This window comes from Candidatus Schekmanbacteria bacterium RIFCSPLOWO2_02_FULL_38_14 (genome assembly GCA_001790855.1).
Lineage (GTDB): Bacteria > Schekmanbacteria > GWA2-38-11 > GWA2-38-11 > GWA2-38-11 > 2-02-FULL-38-14-A.
Window position 1 is genome coordinate 62,350 of record MGDH01000011.1, and the last position, 18,599, is coordinate 80,948.

Below are 18,599 nucleotides of genomic sequence, written 5' to 3' on the forward strand. Positions count from 1 at the left end.
AATGAAGAATATTCTAAAATATATTTCAGTATTCCTAATCATATCCTCTTGTCTTTCCTATTGCGGAAGCCAATCTACAGGTGAAAAAATCTCAGATAAGGAAAAAATACTGGCAGTAATAAATAAAGATAAAATATCAATGGAGGATCTCAAGAAAAACATTGAGATTCTTCCGGAGGAATATAAATCACAGTTCAGGACTTTTAATGATAAAAAAAATCTTCTTCAGGACATCCTGACAACTGAAATGCTTTTCCTTGCAGGCAAGGAAAAATCCATGGACAGGAATGAAAAAATTATTTTAAAGGTTGATAACTTCAGGAAACTGCTTGTCAGGGATTTATACATAAACAAATACATAAAACCAAAAGCTACCCCTTCTGAATATGATATCAGAGAATATTATAAGAAACATAAAAATGATAAATATTTCAAGAAGGGATATGTTGACATCCATTATATCAGGACTGAAACAGAAAAAGAAGCAAAGCAGGTCTCTGGTATGCTCAAGAGATATGAATTTAAGGAAATTGCCAGGAGCAAGCTTAGTGGAATAAAATCTTCATACGAAGTTAAATCTCCTTCCCGTGTTTATAAGGATGAAGGAATGCCAAAAGTTGGAAGGAACAAGGAATTCATTGACATTGCCTTCTCGCTAAAATTCTGGGAAATCAGCAAACCAATCAAAACCAGTGACGGCTATTATATAATAAAGCTTATAGGGAAAGAACCTGATAAGTATGTTGACCTTGATGCTGTCAAAGATACAATAAAAAATACTCTTGAGAGAGAAAATTTCTTGAAGGTAATGGACGAAGAAATAGCTGCTTTAAAAAGCAAATATAATGTTAAAATTTATCCTGAAATGTTAAAGTGAAATATGTTTGATGAAAGTATAAACGAGAAGCTTTTTCTGGATCAACTATCAGGAATTTATAATAAGGATTTCTTCTTTGTAATGGGAGAAAACCTCCTTACCATCGCAAAGAGATATAACCGTAAGACATCCCTCATTTATGTTTTTATTGAAAACTTTGATGAAATCGTTAATTCTGACGGAAAAGACTTTGCAGAAGACCAAATAGAATTCTTCTGTCACAGCCTTCGTTCCATTCTCAGGAAATCTGACTTTCTTTCCCGCCTCTCCCATAACTCTTTTGGAATTCATGTAACTGAGACAGATTCCTTCGGGTCAATTATGCTGATAAAACGGATAGAAAACTTTTTCCGTTCTTCTGAAAACAACCCTGACGGAAAAGAACTTTGTTTCAAGTTAAACATAGTGCACTCAACTGCTCCTGATGAAGGTAAAACATTTGCTGATTTAATCATCAAAGCCATAGAGAAAAACGAAAAAAAAAGAAAAAGCCTTGCTCTTAATGCTAAGATAATGAATTCAAGTTTTTGGGAGCTTATCGATTCGATTATTGAAAAAAAATATCTGCCTCATTCTGAAATTAATTCTTCATATCCACCCCTGCAGAAAACCTTTCAGTTCCATTTTTCTTCTTTTTTTATTGATCAGGTCCAGAAATCTGTCCTTCAGGATATAATACTCAACAAAGACAGGAACGGAATGCTGTTCATAGGAATAAAAAATTTTTCAAACCCTGAAATAGGAGTTCATAATTATCACGCTTTAAAGAACATTAAAACAATCTCATACATTATGGGGCTCAAAGGAAAACATCCCCTGCCTATGCCCTATATTATTCCTGTGTATCTTCGTGATGAAAAAATCAGTTTTTACCGCTTCATATTTTTTCTTTGCGATAAATATGCCTATGGCTTGATAGGAAGAGAAGAAAATAAAAATTATTTTACAGGATTTCACTCTTCTGATTTCTACTTTATAGAACATATCATATCAAAACTTCAGCAATATTATTTTTATTAAATATGTCAAAAGCAGTTGAAAATGGAAAAAATGTTTTAATTCTCGGGAACAAGAGGAACTATATAGTATCTCTTGAAAAAGTTCTTTTGGACTCAGATTTTTCCGTTGAATTTCTTCCAAACTCAGAAGAATCAAAAAATAACATTTTAAAAGATACACCTGATTTAATCATAGTTGATCTGGAAGAAATAAATCCTGAAGAATTCATCCTGTGTGAAGCATTAAGAAGCCATCCATTATCATATAAAATTCCTTTTATTTTTCTGACTCCAAAAGATATCTGCGGCGATTTGGCACCAAAATTTGTAAGCACATCTGACAGGTTTATTCTCAGACCATTTAATCTATACACGACGCTTTCACTGATAAACAAAACAATATCATCATTACAGAAAAGTGAGATATTGTTCTCTTCAAAAGAAAGGACCATAAGGGGAGACCTTACACAGATTTCCTTGACAGATCTTATCCAGATTTTTTTTATGAATAAAAGAAATGGTCTTTTGACTGTTTCATACCAGACAGATATGGCAAAAATATATTTTAAGAAAGGCTCAGTAGTTTTTGCTTCAATGGGGAAAACCAAGGGACTGAAAGCGATTTTCCGCCTGATGACCCTAAAACACGGAAGCTTTGAATTTGATACAAATGAGATACCAAAAACCCTTAATCTATCAATGAACACTGAAGAACTCCTCTTGGATGGAATGTGTCAAATCGATGAAATTGAAAGCATAAAAGAATCCCTCCCGCCACTTGAAACCGTAATTACAGTAAACAGAACAAATGATATCTCACAATTGAAATCTTCTGAAGTCTTGGCAGATATAATAAGGTTATGTCAGACTGAAATATCTATGAGAGAACTCATAGACAATTCTCAGTTTCCTGACCTTGATGTCTACGAAGGGCTAAGGATACTATTAGTAAATGGCATCATTAAGCCTCACAGCGCCAATGAAAAGGAAGAAGGAAAATACTTTGACCCCCTGGTTGGAAAAGAAGATTTTTTTAAACTCAGGAAGTTTTTCAAACGCATACAGTGGAGAGAAGGCGAAATCCTCACAACTAAATTATTGATAATCTCATCAGACGAAGAACTGGAAAAAGATTTTATTAAATCCATTGAAACAGGCTTTAAGGACTTTAGCTCAGGAAGGAAAATTTACCGGACAGAAAATGAGTTTAGGGATATTGGCAGCTTCAGGATAACACACGAAGCCTTTATCTCATTATGCGCCTTCCCGTCATCAGTAGAACTCTCACCTCTCTGGGAATTGCTTTCTTCTAACAGGATAGGAACAATTGTGCTCTTTGACTTTAAAACTTTATCTTCCCTTCAAAATATAAAAGAAGCATTGCAGTTCCTTTCAGAAAGCAACTCCTTCCCTGTTGTATATGCTTTTAACAACACCCTCTCAGAGCAAATCATTTCACCTGAAAATTTAAAAAGGGAGTCCCCGGTTCTCTTTTCTGCCGACATTATCTTTTATAAAAATCATGATGCCTTGAGTGTCAAATCTGTTCTCAGAAAAGTAATAGAAAAAAATTGCAGAATAGAATTAATTACCTTAGATTAAATCTTTAAAACGGAACCTTGAATTCATCGTCTTCATTAATATCTACAGTGTTATGTTGTTCTTCTTTAACGGTTTCATCAATAAATCTCTCTTCTCTGTTCTGCTGATACTGAACAGGTTCTTCAATCCCCCCTGCTTCTATCCATTCCTTGTAGAGGTCAGCTATTTTATTGCACCATTTCCAGTAAAGATCTTTGCTGTCAAAACTCAGATATGAAGCATATTTTGTATTCCCCTGATTGTCCTGATACTTTCTGCTTGGAGGTGAACTTGATATTTTTTCGTTAGTATTGAATATCAGCCAGTCCCTTATCCATATTCCCTTTTCAGGTATTAATGGAACTGTTGCTGACGCAACAAGGCTTCCCTGAGAATTTATCTTTCTGAACTTAACCTTTGGTTTTTCTTTCATAATACTCCCCCTAAAAATAGAAATTCTAAATTCTAATATCTAAATTCCCTGCCTGCCGGCAGACAGGTAAACAAATCCAAAATTCAAATTACTTAAATCCAAAACAGATTTTAACATTTATATTTCGTTTTTGAAATTGTTTAGAACTTAGGATTTTAAATTTAGGATTTAATACCATTTATGTCAATTACTTAATGCTTTATCAATCTCTGTCTCAGCAAGGTGTATCTTTCCTGAACCTTGTTGTTGCTCAGTGCCATTCCGATTGCCTTTTTTGTACCCACTAAAATGACAAGCCTTTTCCCTCTGGTAACAGCAGTATAAAGAAGGTTCCTCTGAAGCAGGAAGTAGTGTTGCGGGAGTAGGGGTATTATTACAGCTTTATACTCAGAACCCTGAGACTTGTGAACAGATATTGCATAGGAAAGATATATTTCATCAAGCTCTGAGAAATCATAGCCCACTATGCCAGTATCATACAACACTTTTAATTCCTGTTTCTCAAAATCAATTTCCACTACCCTTCCTATATCACCATTATAAACATCCTTATCATAATTATTTCTCACCTGCATCACTTTGTCATTAATCCTGAAAACCCTTCCTCCCCTTGCAAATTCCACACCGCCAGGATTCAGCGCTTCCTGCAGTTCATGATTGAGGTTTGAAGCTCCTGTAATACCTTTATGCATGGGGCTTAAAACTTGAATATCATCAATTGGATTGAATTTGAACCTTTCTGGAATTCTTTCAACACACAGCTCTTTTATAATTTTTACTATCTTTTCACCATCCTCTTCTTCAATGAAATAAAAATCAAAAAGCCTCCCGCTCTCGTTTTTTGGAATTATTGGAAATTTGCCCTGATTAATCCTGTGGGCATTAACAATTATCATGCTTCCGGCAGCCTGCCTGAAAATCTCCTTAAGATGCACAACCACTGCTTTCCCTGAATTAATTATATCCTTTAAAACATTTCCTGCTCCAACTGAAGGCAACTGGTGAATATCTCCTACCAGAATTAACTTTGATGTTTCAGGAATTGCTTTAAGAAGGTTATACATCAGATGAATGTCAACCATCGAGGATTCATCAACAACCACCATATCAGTCTTGAGTTTTGAATTTTCATTTTTTCCAAAACCACCTTTTTGCGGATTATATTCAAGAAGCCGGTGAATTGTTTTTGCCTCTCTGCCTGTTGACTCTGAAAGTCTCTTTGCTGCCCTTCCGGTCGGAGCTGCTAAAATTACTCTTATTCCAAATTTTTCATAAATGCCCAGTATTGACCTGATAATAGTTGTCTTGCCTGTTCCGGGTCCTCCTGTAATAATTAAAACTTTTTCTGAAACAGCGTTCTTGATTGCTTTTACTTGGTCATCTGCAAGCTTTATATTTAGTCCTTTCTGTGCATTGCTTAGCTCATGTTCAATGTCCTTTATCTCCCTCTCAAACGGAGTCCTTAGCAAATCTGCTATCTTTTCAGCAACGCCTGATTCCGCCATATAGAAATGGAGCAGATAGACCATTGCTTCTTGTTTCTCTTCTCCATATTCACTTCTTCTTTCAATGAAAACGTTCTTTGTCCTTTCAAGTTCTCCAAGGGCACTTTCAATCACATCAGCTTCTGTCTCAAGAAGCTTGCAGCACTCATTTTTTAACTCCTCATAGGGATAGCAGACATGCCCGTCCTCAGCCAGCTCTTTTAAAACAAAAACAACACCTGCCTTTGCTCTTTCAATAGAGTTTTTTTCTATCCCCATGTTTTGTGCAATCTGGTCTGCTATTTTAAATCCTATCCCAACAATGTCTGTTGCAAGGCGATAGGGATTGTTTTTTACAATTGAGATAGACTGATTTTTGTAAGTCTTAAAAATTTTTGCTGAATAGGCTGGGCTTACTCCGTTGCTCTGCAGAAAAATCATAACATCCCTTACCCCCTTCTGCTCATTCCACGCGCAGGCTATCATCTCTATTCTTTTCTTACCTATCCCTTCAACTTTTTTAAGACTTTCTATGTCGTTTTCTATTATATCCAGTGTATTAAGACCAAATTTCTTAACTACCCTCTTTGCCATAACAGGGCCAACTCCCTTTATAAGCCCTGAACCAAGGTATTTTTCAATTCCGTTTGTTGTCGCAGGTATAACAGGAACATAGCTTTCAATTTTAAACTGCTCTCCGAACTTCTTGTGATTTACCCACTCACCGGTGAGCTTAAGAGTCTCTCCAAGGTTTGCTCCAAATAAATTCCCGACAACTGTGATGATTTTATATTCATCGCTGAGCTTCACCCTTGCAACAGTATAATTGTCTTCTTCGCTTGTATAGACAACCCGCTCAATAATTCCCTCTACTGTAGTTAATCTTTCCTTCATAGTTTCCTTTTATAACTAAAAACTTATTTTAAATAATTAATGGCAAATAATAAACAATTATTTTTTAATTTTAAATACAGTTTACAATGGGCTTATAAAAATGTTATCTTTTCATAATTATGAAAAAGTGCAAATATTAAAGATTAAAAGCTCAAAACTAAATTTATGAAAATCCTTGATAGATACGTAATAAAAGAGTTTCTGCGGACATTCGGAATAATACTGCTTGTTTTTCTGTCAGTCTTTCTGATTGCAGACCTGTTTGAAAGAATAGACGACATAATCGAAAACCATTCTTCAATAATCCTTCTACTGCGCTATTACGCATTCAAACTCCCCTTTATGATTTTTTCTGTTTTTCCTTTTGCTATTCTGTTTGCAACTCTTCTAACAATAAGAAATTTCATAGTCCAGAATGAATTAATAGCAGTAACTTCAAACGCCATAAGTCTTTACAGAGTCTTTATTCCTCTTGTTCTGCTTGGTGTTTTATTAACTTTTCTGACTTTTGGAATTAATGAATTGATTCTCCCAACCACTAACCAGAAATTTTATGATTTGGGATATGAAATAAAAGGGAAAATAAATCCATTTTATAATCCATCAAAAGATTCTGTACAGGAAATATGGTACAGAGGTTCAAAAAACCAGTTTTTCAATATGGATTTGCTTATAAAATCTTCAAAAGAAATATATAAAGTGACCATTTACCATCTTGATAACAAGTTTAAACTCAAAGAGCGGCTTGATGCGCAGAAAGTTCTTTATCGGAATGGCAAATGGATCTTTATTAATGGAGTACACAGGATTTTTAATGGAAATGACTGGACTATAAAGGAAAGATTTGAACAGAAAGAGATACCAATTAATGAAAGCTTTGAAGATTTTCAGCGTATTGCAAAAAAATCTGAGGCAATGTCCTTTTTTGAACTGAGTGCTTATTTAAAAAGACTTAGACTGAGCGGATTGGCTCATAACCAGTACAGGACTTACATTGTTGATCTGTATTCCAAAATATCAATGCCTGCAACATGCCTTGTTATGATGTTAATCGGAATCTCTTTTGCCGTCAAATCAGGACGCATAAAGGGAAATGTTATAGGATTTGTATTGGGAATAATTCTCGGGTTCAGTTACTGGATTATTTTTCATTTTGGCATTTCTCTTGGCCATGGAGGAAAACTCCCTCCGATGATTGCCTCTTTTGCACCTGCGGTAATTTTTGGAGTAACAGGAATATATCTTTTTTTTCATCTTGAATGATATTTTTTTTAAATGAATTTATTAAAGAGTTTAAAAGAAGGATTTGAACATATATTAAAGCTTGATGACCCGCCACACAAGGTAGCGCTCGGGTTTGCAATTGGGATTTTTTCAGGCTTCACTCCCTTTCTTGGGTTCCATCTCATTCTGGCTGTAGTTTTGGCATGGTTTTTCCGTGTAAGAATCAGAGTGGCAGCACTTGGAACTTTAGTACACAATCCATGGACCATTCCCTTTATTTATGGAGGAAATCTTGTTGTAGGAAATAAGCTGGTAGGCAGCGCCTCACCGGTCACTTTGAATTATATTTTGAACTTTGCAAACGATTTCGGAGAAGCCTTGTTTGCTCTTAATCTAAAAGCCTTTAAATTACTGTTCTACGATTTTTTGATTATTGCAAAACCCTTTGCTGTAGGAACAGTGGTGCTTGGATTTCTTTCTTCTTTTATCAGCTATCTGATTATTTTCGTAGTTTTAAAGAATATTAAAAACAAGAAAACCGGTCCTTAACTATGCCTGGCATTGATACATCAAATATTGATGAGACCCTGTCAAGTTACTTTGATTACCTGGCAATCGAAAAGGGATTGTCAAAAAACAGCCTTGAAGCCTATTCGCATGATTTGATAGATTTTGCATCATCAATCGAGAAGCAGGGATTCAAAGATATAAAATCCATTACCTCAAAAAACATAAGGTCATATATATCAGATTCAAGAAAGCACAGCCTGTCAACAAAAACCATCATTCGTAAAATCGCCTCCTTAAAAGGTTTTTTCAAATACCTGCAGATGAAAGGCGCTATTGAGGATAATCCCATTGTAAATATCGAGTCGCCGAAAACATGGAAAAAGCTTCCTCATACATTAAACATAGTAGAAGTTAACTCGCTTTTGTGCCAGCCTGATACTAAAATCCCTGTAGGTATAAGGGACCAGGCTATGCTTGAGATTCTGTATGGAGCCGGGCTCAGGGTTTCTGAGCTGGTTGAACTTACCACTAACAGCATAAACCTTGAAGTCGGGTTCCTGAGGTGTTTTGGGAAAGGCTCAAAGGAGAGGGTTGTTCCGGTTGGAGAAATTGCAGTAAAATGTGTCAGGAATTATCTCGACGAGGCAAGATCTATACTTTTAAAAAAATCAACATCTGATCACCTTTTTCTTACAAGGTCAGGAAAAAAAATGACAAGACAGGGGTTTTGGAAAATTATAAAAAAGTATGCTTTAAAAGCCGGAATAAAAAAGACTATATCCCCTCATACTCTCAGGCATTCCTTTGCAAGCCACCTCCTTGAAGGCGGCGCTGATTTGAGGTCTGTTCAGGCACTCCTTGGACATTCAGACATTTCAACAACCCAAATCTACACACATCTTACAACTGAAAAAATCAGGGAAATCTATAAAAAACATCATCCGAGGGCTTGAGATGAAAAATTCATTTTCAAAAAAGGTAATAATCCCCCCTACCCCCCCCTTAGCAAAGGGGGGATGGGGGGATTTAATAAAAAAACAAATTAAAAAAACAAGAAGGTACTTTGTATATTTAGCTGTTAGGTTGCTCGTGTTGTCAATATGGTATCTTCCTTTTAAAGCTAAAAGTTCCATTGGCGCTTTTGGAGGATGGGTCTGTTATCTGATTTTAAGAAAAGACCGCAAAAGAGCAGAAGAAAATATAAAGTTTGTTTTTGGAAATAAATTTTCTGAAAAGGAAATAAAAGACACTGCAAAAATCTCTTTTATAAACCTTGGCAGAAATGGAATAGAAGCACTCCATATTCCAAAGATTAATCTTTCGAATTTAAAAAACTATGTCTCTGTTGAAGGTCTTGAACATCTTGATGAAGCATTAAAAAAAGGGAAAGGTGCAATAGTAATAACCGGACATATTGGAAACTGGGAGTTTTTTCCAGCTTCTATTTCATTAATGGGATACCCTACTGCAGTAATTTCACGTCGTTATTCAAACCAATGGATTGATGAAATCTTGAAAAACCTGAGAGTTTTTCACGGAACAAAGGTTATTGTCAGGGAAAAAGGCTATGAAAATCATATGATGAAGGAAGTTTTGGAGGCTCTTCGCAATAATGAAATTCTGGGGCTTTTGATTGACCAGTACACAAGAAGAGGTTTTCTGTGTGTAGATTTTTTCGGGAAACCGGCAACAACTCCAACAGGTACTGCAGTCTTTGCAATGAAGACAGGTGCATCAGTCCTGCCGGGATGCGTTATAAGAAGGGATAAGGATAATTTTCTGATTAAATTCTATCCGCCGGAAGAAGTAGTCATTACAGGAGACAGGGAAAAGGATATCTACACAAACACTTTAAACTTCACAAAAGCAATTGAGAGAATGATAACCGAATATCCATCCCAGTGGGCATGGATGCATGACAGGTGGAAACTGAAGGAAAAGCAAAAATTAAAAATCAAAAGTCAAAATGAAGTTCGGAGTGAAACTGTAGGGGCAGACCTTGCGTCTGCCCATCTCAATCCTCACCCTGCCTCCTCAAACAAACGAGCCACGAGCCACGAGTCACGAAACCCGAAACTTCCCCTTGTTGAAATCTACTCCAAGCCCCACTGCTCTCTGTGTGAGGAGGCAAAAAAAATTTTGTTGAAAGTAAAAGAAACACTCCATTTTGAATTAAAAGAGATTGATATCTCGTCTGACAATTCAGTTTTAGAAAAATACAAGGAACAGATACCAATAATATTCATCAATGGCAAAAAAGCCTTTAAATTCCATGTGGATGAAGAGGAATTAAAAAAGAAATTAATACGAGGATAGAATCCGTAAAGAAAGATTTTTATGCTTGATTTGCTGAAAATTCTAATTGTGCTTGCCCTGCTTATCTTCCTTGTCTGGAGAAAGCTTGATTTAGGGCTTTCCATACTCTCATCTGCTGTGCTTTTTGGAATTCTGTTTTCATTGCCCTTTGAATCCTTTTTCAAAGAAATTCCTAATGTCATTCTTTCTTATGAAACAATCCAGCTTGGTGGAGCCATCATTCTTGTTCTCATATTCAATGACCTCTGGAAGGAATCAGGACAGCTTAATATGGTGATAAATAAAATTGAGCATATCTTTCAGGATTCAAGAATCACAATGGCAATGCTCCCTGCAATAATGGGGCTTATGCCAATTATGGGCGGCGCATACCTTTCTGCGCCACTTGTTGACCAGTCATCAGCCAAACTCAACCTTAAGAATGAGCACAAGGCATTCATCAATTTCTGGTTCAGGCATCTCTGGGAATACTGCCTTCCGACCTATCCCGGTGTTCTTCTTTCAGCCAGTATTCTTGGTTGCGGAATTTCAACTGTTGTTTTTTACAATTCCTTGCTCTCTGCTGCTGCTATTGTAGGAGGCATTGGTGCAGGTTTATGGGGAATCAGCAAAGCACACCTTGAAGAACACGAAAAACCTGAAAGAGTCGGGCATTTTGTTTTTCTTTTTGCTGCATTCCCTCTCATTGTTTTTCTCGCACTTATTCTTATTTTCAAAATTGACATTTGCCTTGTCCTGATAATTACAATTATTTTAAGTATTGTTATTTACCGCATCCCGCTTAAGAGTTTTTTCTCAATCTCAAAAAATAACTTTTCCATTCCAATGCTTTTGATTGTTTTTGCTGTAATGTATTTTAAAGATATCCTTAAAGTAAGCGGTGCTATCCAATTGTTATCTAATGATTTTCAAAACCTTGGATTCTCCCTTGTATGGCTTGCAATCCTGATGCCATTCATAATAGGTCTTCTCACAGGCATAACTGTGGCTTTTGTAGGGATGACCTTCCCCATTCTTTTGAGTTTATCAAGTGATATAACATTTCTTCCTCTTGCATACGCTTCAGGGTTTATTGGAGTGCTCATATCGCCAACACATCTCTGCCTTGTACTGACCCGCCAGTATTTCAATAGCAAATTTTCAGGAATCTATAAAAAAATGGTGCTACCAATCATTTTAATCTTTATAACATCACTTGGGATTTTTTTCTTTCTAAGAAAAGGTTTCTGAAAATCATAATGACTAATTTCAAACTGAAGATTCAGTATAACGGAACCAATTATTCAGGATGGCAGGTCCAGCCAAATGCTGTAACCATTGAAAAGATTTTAACAGAATCTATTGAAAAACTCCTTCAGGAAAAGATAAATCTGACAGGTGCGGCAAGAACTGATGCCGGAGTTCACGCTCTTGGACAGGTAGCAAATTTCCATTCATCAAAACTTTTTTTATCATCAGATAATGTTTTTTTGTGGCAGAATAACAAAAACTTTTTAAGATTTTTAAACTGTGTTCTTCCTAAAGATATTTCAGTAAAAAATATTGAAGCTGTTGATGAAGAATTTCATTCCCGCTTTAAATCTAAAGGAAAGGTTTATAAGTATCAGATATGGAAATCTCCAATCCACTCCCCGTTTTATTATCCCTATTCCTGGCACATATGGTATAAACTTGATATAGAATCAATGAAGGAGGCTGCGAAATATCTTGTTGGTGAAAAGGATTTTGCATCATTTCAGGGTACAGGATGTGATGCAAAATCAACTGTAAGAAGGATTGACCTTATTGAGATAAAAACCAATGGCGAGCTTTTTGAAATATGGGTTAAAGGTTCTGGTTTTTTGAAACACATGGTAAGAAACATGGTCGGTACCCTTGTAAAAGTCGGGACAGGAGAAATAAGTCCTCATATAATGAAAGACATCCTCAATGCAAAAGACAGAAGGACTGCTGGTCCCACAGCCCCTGCAAAAGGGCTTTTTCTGGTGGAAGTGAAATATTAATGTAGCCGCAGAGCCTTGCTCTGCTACTTCTATAGGACATGGTGGCCAACAACGCCGGAGTAATGCGGTTCGGTGAACACACCTACATCACCACCCTATAAACAGCCTTTCTGCCAGGAAAACCGGCAACCCTGCTCTAATTATTTTTGAAGCTGTCTTTTCTATATCATAAGGAACCGCTTTAAACCATATGAGCCTTTTTTCTGAATCAAAGATGATAAAGGAGCCTCTTTTGTCTCCATCCCTTGGCTGGCCAACTGAGCCGGGATTTACAAGAAATGTTTCTTCACCAGAAAACGTTATTCCCTCTTCTGAATCTGAAACAACACCCTGCTTTCCTTGTGAACAATAGAGAGCCTTTACATGTGTGTGCCCAAAAAAGCAGATGCTTATATCTTCAAAATTATTCTCCATATATTGCAGGTTCTCTCCTGCAGAACGTGCGCTTAAGATATACTCATCAGGATTTCTTGGTGAACCATGTACCAGAAGGAATCTGTCTTCAAAAAGAAACATTTCCCTAAAAGATTTCAGGTAGTCAGAATTTTCCTTTGCGAGATGCTTTCTTGTCCATAAAACCGCCTCTTTTGCATATTCATTGAAATTATCCGGCTCTGACATTCCACAGGAAGCCCTGTCATGATTCCCCATTATTGCCTTAATTCCACGCTCTCTTGTTATTTCAGCACACTCATTTGGATTTGTATTGTAACCAACTATGTCTCCAAGGCACAGAATCTTATCAACCCTTTCTTTATCAATCAGTTCAAGTGCTGCTTCAAGGGCTTCAAGGTTTGAATGGATATCAGATATGATGGCGTAGCGCATCAAAAAGTTCCTTTATTCAGGCTTGTCAAGAACAGACTTTCAAGGTAATCCCTTTTTGTCATTCAGGCTGTATCGCAATGACATTTTCAGTCAGTCTGCAGGGGTCTCTTTTCATACAAATAAATTTACAGTCTCTACACGTTGAAGGCAAGTTTAAAAACTTTTCTAAATTTAATTGCAAAACAGATTTTCTTTTGATAGTTATTTAATGAAATCCTAAAAAGGAGACTTTTTTGCCACACAAAAAATCAAATAAGAAAAAAGAACAGCATAGTTTTGACAAGGTTGTTAAGGTGATAGAAACCCTCAGGGGACCAAATGGATGCCCGTGGGATAAGGAACAGACACGGGAGTCAATCAAACCGCTTTTAATCGAAGAGGCTTACGAAGTGCTGGAAGCTATAGAGGAAAAGGACCCTGAGCTTATTAAAGAAGAACTCGGAGACCTCCTTCTTCAGGTCATATTTCACGCACAGATTGCAAAAGAGAGCAATGAGTTTACAATAAAAGAAATATTAGATGTTCTTCACGACAAGATGGTAAGGCGCCATCCCCATGTGTTTAAAGGTCAGGATGCAAAATCTTCAAAAGAAGTTCTGAAGCAATGGGAGGAAATCAAGAAGAGCGAAAACAAAGAAAAAAAGAAAAAATCTCTCCTTGGGGGAATACCAAAAACCCTCCCTGCACTCCTCTATGCACAGCGCATTCAGGACAAAGCTTCAAGGGTTGGCTTTGACTGGGAAAATATCAGCCAGGTTTTTGCAAAATTCAAAGAAGAGCTGTCAGAGTTTGAAAATGCATATGCAGAAGGCAAAAAAGAAAAAATAGAAGAAGAGATTGGGGATTTGTTTTTTACTTTAATAAACATTTCAAGGTTTTTAAAAATTAACCCCGATGACGCTCTTAAAAAAACTGCAAGGAAATTCATTTCAAGATTTCACTTCATAGAAAAAAAGATTGGAAAAACCGGAAAGAGCATAGAGAAATTTTCTCTTGATGAGCTTGATAAATTATGGGAAAAGGCTAAAGAGAAAGAAATCTCAGGAGAACTTTAATGATACATTCAGATTTTGTACATCTCCACGTCCACACAGAGTACAGTCTTTTGGACGGGGCTTTAAAGATAAAGGACCTGATAAAAAAATCCAACGAATTCAGAATGCCTGCCCTTGCAATCACTGACCACGGGAATATGTTCGGAGTCATTCAGTTTTACAAAGAAGCTCTTAACATGGGAATAAAGCCAATCATCGGATGTGAAGTATATGTTGCGCCAGGAAGCAGGCATGAAAAATCTTCTCCAAAAGGAATCTCCGAGGCATCCTTTCATTTTATATTGCTTGTCAAGAATCAGACAGGTTTTCATAACCTTATTAAGCTTGTTACAAAATCATATCTTGAAGGTTTCTATTACAGGCCAAGAATTGATAAGGAGATTCTTGCAAAATACTCCTCGGGGTTGATAGGGATGACTTCGTGCCTGAAAGGAGAAATCCCCTCTCTCTTAAACCATGACAAATTCGAAGATGCCTGCAATGTTGCAGAATTCTACAGAGGAATCTTTGAAAAAGATGATTTTTACATTGAGCTTCAGGATAACGGCATTGAAGCCCAGAAATCAGTGAACAAAAAACTTATAGAGTTAGCAAACAAGCTTAACCTTCCTCTAGTTGCCACAAACGACTGTCATTACCTTTCAAAGTCTGATGCATTAGCCCACGAAGTGCTTCTGTGCATCGGTACAGGCAAAACCCTTTCTGATACAAAAAGACTCTCTTTTTCTTCAAACCAGTTTTTCTTTAAATCGCCTGAAGATATGTGGAATTCATTCAAGGAAATTCCTGATGCAATACACAATACAATTAAGATAGCGGAAAAATGCAACCTCATCCTCGATTTTGACAGGTCATATCTTCCAGTCTATCATCCACCTGAAAATCTGAGCCTCAATGAATACCTCATAACCCTCGCAAAGGAAGGACTTGAGAAGAGGCTTGAAAAGATAAAAACAAAAGCAGAAGAAAAGGATTTTGAGGAGATTACTTCCCTTTACAGGAAACGGCTTGATTATGAGCTTGATGTCATAACAAAAATGAATTTCTCAGGCTATTTTCTCATTGTCTGGGATTTTATTAAATATGCAAAGGAAAACAATATCCCTGTTGGTCCGGGAAGGGGCTCTGCTGCAGGAAGTTTAGCAGCTTATGCCCTTAACATAACTGACATTGACCCAATCAAATACGGTCTTATTTTTGAAAGGTTTTTAAACCCTGAAAGAAAAAGTATGCCTGATATAGACACAGATTTCTGCCAGGACCGCAGGGACGAGGTGATAAGCTATGTGAAGAATAAATACGGCAAAAACAATGTTGGACAGATAATCACCTTTGGAACCCTTATGGCAAGAGCAGTCATAAAAGATGTTGGCAGGGTGCTTGGAATGCCCTATGCTGTTGTTGACAGCATTGCAAAGCTTATTCCATTTCGCCCTAAAATAACTATAGAGCAGGCTACTGCAGAAGAGCCAAAGCTAAATGAATTAATGCAGCAGGATGAAAAGGTTGCCGAACTTTTCAAAATTGCAAAAATCCTTGAAGGCTTGTCACGGCAACCATCAACCCACGCTGCCGGAGTTGTTATCTCTCCAAAGCCGCTTGAAGAGTTTTTGCCGCTCTACAAATCATCAGAACAGAGAGGAAGCAACAAGTCAGGAGAAGAAATTCTTACTCAGTTTCCTATGGATGACATTCAGACAATAGGCCTTTTAAAAATGGATTTTCTTGGCCTCAAGACCCTGACTGTCATCAAAAAAACAATTGAGATGATTAAAAACAATCAGGGCACAGAACTTTTGCTTGACCAGATTACCCTTGACGACCCTCTTACCTACAAACTGCTCTCTGAAGCAAACACCGCCGGTGTGTTCCAGCTTGAGAGTGGAGGAATGAGAGACCTTTTGAGAAAATTAAAACCCGGCATTTATGAAGAACTGATTGTTCTCATTGCGCTCTACAGGCCCGGACCTCTTCAGAGCGGTATGGGTGAAGATTTTATAATGGCAAAACACGGAAAGAAAAAAGTCACTTATGATGTTCCTGCTTTAAAAAATATTCTTGAAAACACCCATGGGGTGATTCTCTATCAGGAACAGGTGATGAAAATCGCAAATGAACTTGCAGGCTTTTCTCTTGCAGAGGCTGACATCCTCAGAAGTGCAATGGGAAAGAAAAAAGCCGAGCTGATGAGCAAACAGAGAGAAAAGTTCATTGAAGGGGCAAAGAAAAACGGAATCAATCCTTCAAAGGCTGAAAAAATATTTGACCTTATGGAAAAATTTGCCGGTTACGGCTTTAACAAATCACACAGCGCTGCATATGCGCTGATAGCTTACAGAACTGCTTATCTCAAGGCACACTACCCGGTTGAATTCATGGCATCGCTTCTTTCAAGTGAAGTGGGCAATAATGACAAGATAGTAAAATACATCTCTGACTGCAGGGAAATGGGAATAGAAATTCTGCCTCCTGATATAAATGAAAGTTTTGGGGATTTCACAATAAAGGGAAATTCCATAAACTTTGGTCTTACAGCTGTAAAAAATGTTGGAGTTCAGGCTATTGAATCTATCATAAGAACAAGAAATGAAATCAAAGGATTTAAAAGCCTTTTTGAGTTCTGTACAAATGTTGATTTAAGGGTTGTCAACAAAAGAGTAATTGAAAGCCTGATCCTTGCAGGGGCATTTGATAAACTTGGAGGGAACCGTCGCCAGATGGTTTTGAGCATAGATTTATTCATGGAAAAAGCTCAAAAGATACAGAAGGAAAAACAATCAGGGCAGACAAATCTTTTTGATGTTTCCAGCGCTGAGGAACCGATTGTAAATGATTCAGTATCAATGCCTGATAGTCCTGAATGGTCCGAGCATGAACTGCTGACAAAGGAAAAAGAGATTCTCGGCTTTTATCTCACAGGACATCCTCTTGCACGTTATGCATCGATAATTGAGAGAATAACAAACTGCAAATGTGAAACCCTGTCCTTTAAGAATAACGGCTCAAACGGGGAAGAGGAGGAATCAGTAATAGTTCAGGAAAATCCAAAATTTTCAAAAAAAGAAGGGGATGTTGTTTATTTAGGAGGAATGGTCAAGAATTGCAAAAAACATTTAAACAAGAAAAATGAGGAGATGGCATTTATTAATCTTGAAGATATGACAGGAGAGGTTGAAATAGTTGCTTTCTCTGAAGTTTACAAAAAGTCATCTAACCTTTTGGAAAAAGACAGCCCGATATTAGTGAAAGGAAAAGTTACATATAAAAGCCAGTCACCAAAAATCATTGCAGAGAGAATCATATCTCTTGAAAATGCTGAAGAAGAAATGGCTTCAAAAATACTGATTGATTTTACGGCAACAGGAATAACAAAAGACTCCCTTAATGAACTCAGGGAGCTTTTTGTAAACGAAAAAGGGAAATGCACTGTTGTATTCAAAATAGCAACACCACAGAAATTGTCAGTAATAATTGACCTGAATCAGGAAATAAAAATCAATCCGAAAAAAGAAACACTCAGGAAAATAGAAAACCTGACTGGAGGAGGCACTGTTCAGTGCCTAATCCAGTAAACGCCTTGCACCGGCAAACCGTTCTTTCCAGTGCTGACTATTCAAATCGTCAGCAACCACACCCCGGCTTGCGGAGGCGTGCACAAATTTTCTTCCATCAAGATATATTCCGACATGGGTAGCCGTTTTTGAGCGATGAACTTTTAAATTAGGCAGGATACATAGAGAAAGGCAGCAATCTAAACTATCTCCCGGCTTTGCATGAAAGAACACTAAATCCCCGTACTCAAGCTCATCCTCTTCAACCTCCCTTCCCTTTTCAAACTGCTCCTGAACAGTTCTTGGAATAGCCACCCCTGCCCTCCTGTAAACCTCCTGAGTAAATCCTGAGCAATCAATCCCTTTTTTAGAAATAGTTCCCCATTGGTACGGAGTGCCAAGCAGGTTATGGATATTACCTCTTAATAGTTCCTTTCTCCTGTCTGATTGAGATGCGCAACCAGCAACTAAAATTAGAATAATAATGAAAATGATTATCTTTTTATTAAATGTTTTTAGGATTTCAGATTCCAAGCAGATTCCTTTTTATATTTTCTTTTAATGAAAGAAACAACCTGAATACCCTGTACGGAAGCACGTGGTAATTTACTTCTGATATAATCATTACTGCTTCTGCAACCTCATCAAACATAACAAGTACAGAGGTGCTCAATGGCGAATAACAGACTTTTTCTGGGTTCTTGCGCAACCGCTCCTTGGATTTCAGTTCATTTTCCTTGACAGAAAGTATATTATTTATAGCATAATTAAACTATCACAGGCAAAAAAATAATTTATAAAACTGTCTTTCCGTTTTTTTACCTCACTCTTTTGGAGGTCTTCTT

Annotated in this window: 16 protein-coding genes; 11 read left to right on the forward strand and 5 right to left on the reverse strand. The window is 37.0% G+C overall.

The window, feature by feature from the left end; genetic code table 11:
* Nucleotide 1: 1 nt before the first annotated feature.
* The 3 genes from A3H37_02835 to A3H37_02845 are packed head-to-tail and all read left to right on the forward strand — an operon-like array spanning nucleotide 2 to nucleotide 3,477.
* Nucleotides 2-877 (forward strand): hypothetical protein, encoded by an 876-nt coding sequence (locus A3H37_02835; protein OGL50766.1) that lies wholly within the window; start codon nucleotides 2-4, stop codon nucleotides 875-877.
* A 3-nt stretch (nucleotides 878-880) separates the two neighbouring features.
* On the forward strand, nucleotides 881-1,897 hold the full coding sequence (locus A3H37_02840; GenBank protein ID OGL50767.1) for a hypothetical protein: 1,017 nt from the start codon (nucleotides 881-883) through the stop codon (nucleotides 1,895-1,897).
* Between the two features lie 2 nt (nucleotides 1,898-1,899).
* Nucleotides 1,900-3,477: a hypothetical protein gene (locus A3H37_02845; GenBank protein OGL50768.1), complete on the forward strand. Its 1,578-nt coding sequence runs from the start codon at nucleotides 1,900-1,902 to the stop codon at nucleotides 3,475-3,477.
* A gap of 4 nt (nucleotides 3,478-3,481) precedes the next feature.
* On the opposite strand, the gene A3H37_02850 is transcribed toward A3H37_02845, so the two are convergent.
* Together A3H37_02850 and A3H37_02855 are read right to left on the reverse strand one after the other, a co-directional pair.
* On the reverse strand, nucleotides 3,482-3,889 hold the full coding sequence (locus A3H37_02850; GenBank protein OGL50769.1) for a hypothetical protein: 408 nt from the start codon (nucleotides 3,887-3,889) through the stop codon (nucleotides 3,482-3,484).
* 191 nt (nucleotides 3,890-4,080) lie between these two features.
* Complete coding sequence (locus A3H37_02855; GenBank protein OGL50770.1) at nucleotides 4,081-6,267, reverse strand: recombinase RecD; 2,187 nt, start codon at nucleotides 6,265-6,267, stop codon at nucleotides 4,081-4,083.
* 165 nt (nucleotides 6,268-6,432) lie between these two features.
* Between A3H37_02855 and A3H37_02860 the strand changes: the two genes are divergently transcribed.
* The 6 genes from A3H37_02860 to A3H37_02885 are packed head-to-tail and all read left to right on the forward strand — an operon-like array spanning nucleotide 6,433 to nucleotide 12,320.
* Nucleotides 6,433-7,530: an LPS export ABC transporter permease LptG gene (locus tag A3H37_02860; protein ID OGL50771.1), complete on the forward strand. Its 1,098-nt coding sequence runs from the start codon at nucleotides 6,433-6,435 to the stop codon at nucleotides 7,528-7,530.
* Between the two features lie 12 nt (nucleotides 7,531-7,542).
* A complete protein-coding gene (locus tag A3H37_02865; GenBank protein OGL50772.1) occupies nucleotides 7,543-8,040 on the forward strand; it encodes a hypothetical protein in 498 nt (165 codons plus the stop codon).
* Between the two features lie 26 nt (nucleotides 8,041-8,066).
* Nucleotides 8,067-8,954: a site-specific tyrosine recombinase XerD gene (locus tag A3H37_02870; GenBank protein ID OGL50937.1), complete on the forward strand. Its 888-nt coding sequence runs from the start codon at nucleotides 8,067-8,069 to the stop codon at nucleotides 8,952-8,954.
* A gap of 1 nt (nucleotide 8,955) precedes the next feature.
* On the forward strand, nucleotides 8,956-10,317 hold the full coding sequence (locus A3H37_02875) for a hypothetical protein (protein ID OGL50773.1): 1,362 nt from the start codon (nucleotides 8,956-8,958) through the stop codon (nucleotides 10,315-10,317).
* A 21-nt stretch (nucleotides 10,318-10,338) separates the two neighbouring features.
* Nucleotides 10,339-11,547: a hypothetical protein gene (locus A3H37_02880; GenBank protein OGL50774.1), complete on the forward strand. Its 1,209-nt coding sequence runs from the start codon at nucleotides 10,339-10,341 to the stop codon at nucleotides 11,545-11,547.
* 8 nt (nucleotides 11,548-11,555) lie between these two features.
* Nucleotides 11,556-12,320, forward strand: a complete 765-nt coding sequence (locus A3H37_02885; GenBank protein ID OGL50775.1) for a tRNA pseudouridine(38-40) synthase TruA — start codon at nucleotides 11,556-11,558, stop codon at nucleotides 12,318-12,320.
* Nucleotides 12,321-12,407: 87 nt separating this feature from the next.
* On the opposite strand, the gene A3H37_02890 is transcribed toward A3H37_02885, so the two are convergent.
* Complete coding sequence (locus tag A3H37_02890; GenBank protein ID OGL50776.1) at nucleotides 12,408-13,148, reverse strand: hypothetical protein; 741 nt, start codon at nucleotides 13,146-13,148, stop codon at nucleotides 12,408-12,410.
* Between the two features lie 233 nt (nucleotides 13,149-13,381).
* Between A3H37_02890 and A3H37_02895 the strand changes: the two genes are divergently transcribed.
* Together A3H37_02895 and A3H37_02900 are read left to right on the forward strand one after the other, a co-directional pair.
* Nucleotides 13,382-14,203 (forward strand): nucleoside triphosphate pyrophosphohydrolase, encoded by an 822-nt coding sequence (locus tag A3H37_02895; GenBank protein ID OGL50777.1) that lies wholly within the window; start codon nucleotides 13,382-13,384, stop codon nucleotides 14,201-14,203.
* Complete coding sequence (locus tag A3H37_02900; protein ID OGL50778.1) at nucleotides 14,203-17,775, forward strand: DNA polymerase III subunit alpha; 3,573 nt, start codon at nucleotides 14,203-14,205, stop codon at nucleotides 17,773-17,775. Before A3H37_02895 ends, A3H37_02900 begins: the two co-directional genes overlap by 1 nt.
* Here A3H37_02900 and A3H37_02905 read toward each other — a convergent pair.
* Together A3H37_02905 and A3H37_02910 are read right to left on the reverse strand one after the other, a co-directional pair.
* Nucleotides 17,764-18,288, reverse strand: a complete 525-nt coding sequence (locus A3H37_02905; GenBank protein OGL50779.1) for a hypothetical protein — start codon at nucleotides 18,286-18,288, stop codon at nucleotides 17,764-17,766. The two genes, A3H37_02900 and A3H37_02905, sit on opposite strands and share 12 nt — an antisense overlap.
* Entirely contained in the window at nucleotides 18,278-18,463 is a 186-nt protein-coding gene (locus A3H37_02910) for a hypothetical protein (protein ID OGL50780.1), read from the reverse strand. Before A3H37_02910 ends, A3H37_02905 begins: the two co-directional genes overlap by 11 nt.
* Nucleotides 18,464-18,599 lie beyond the last annotated feature (136 nt).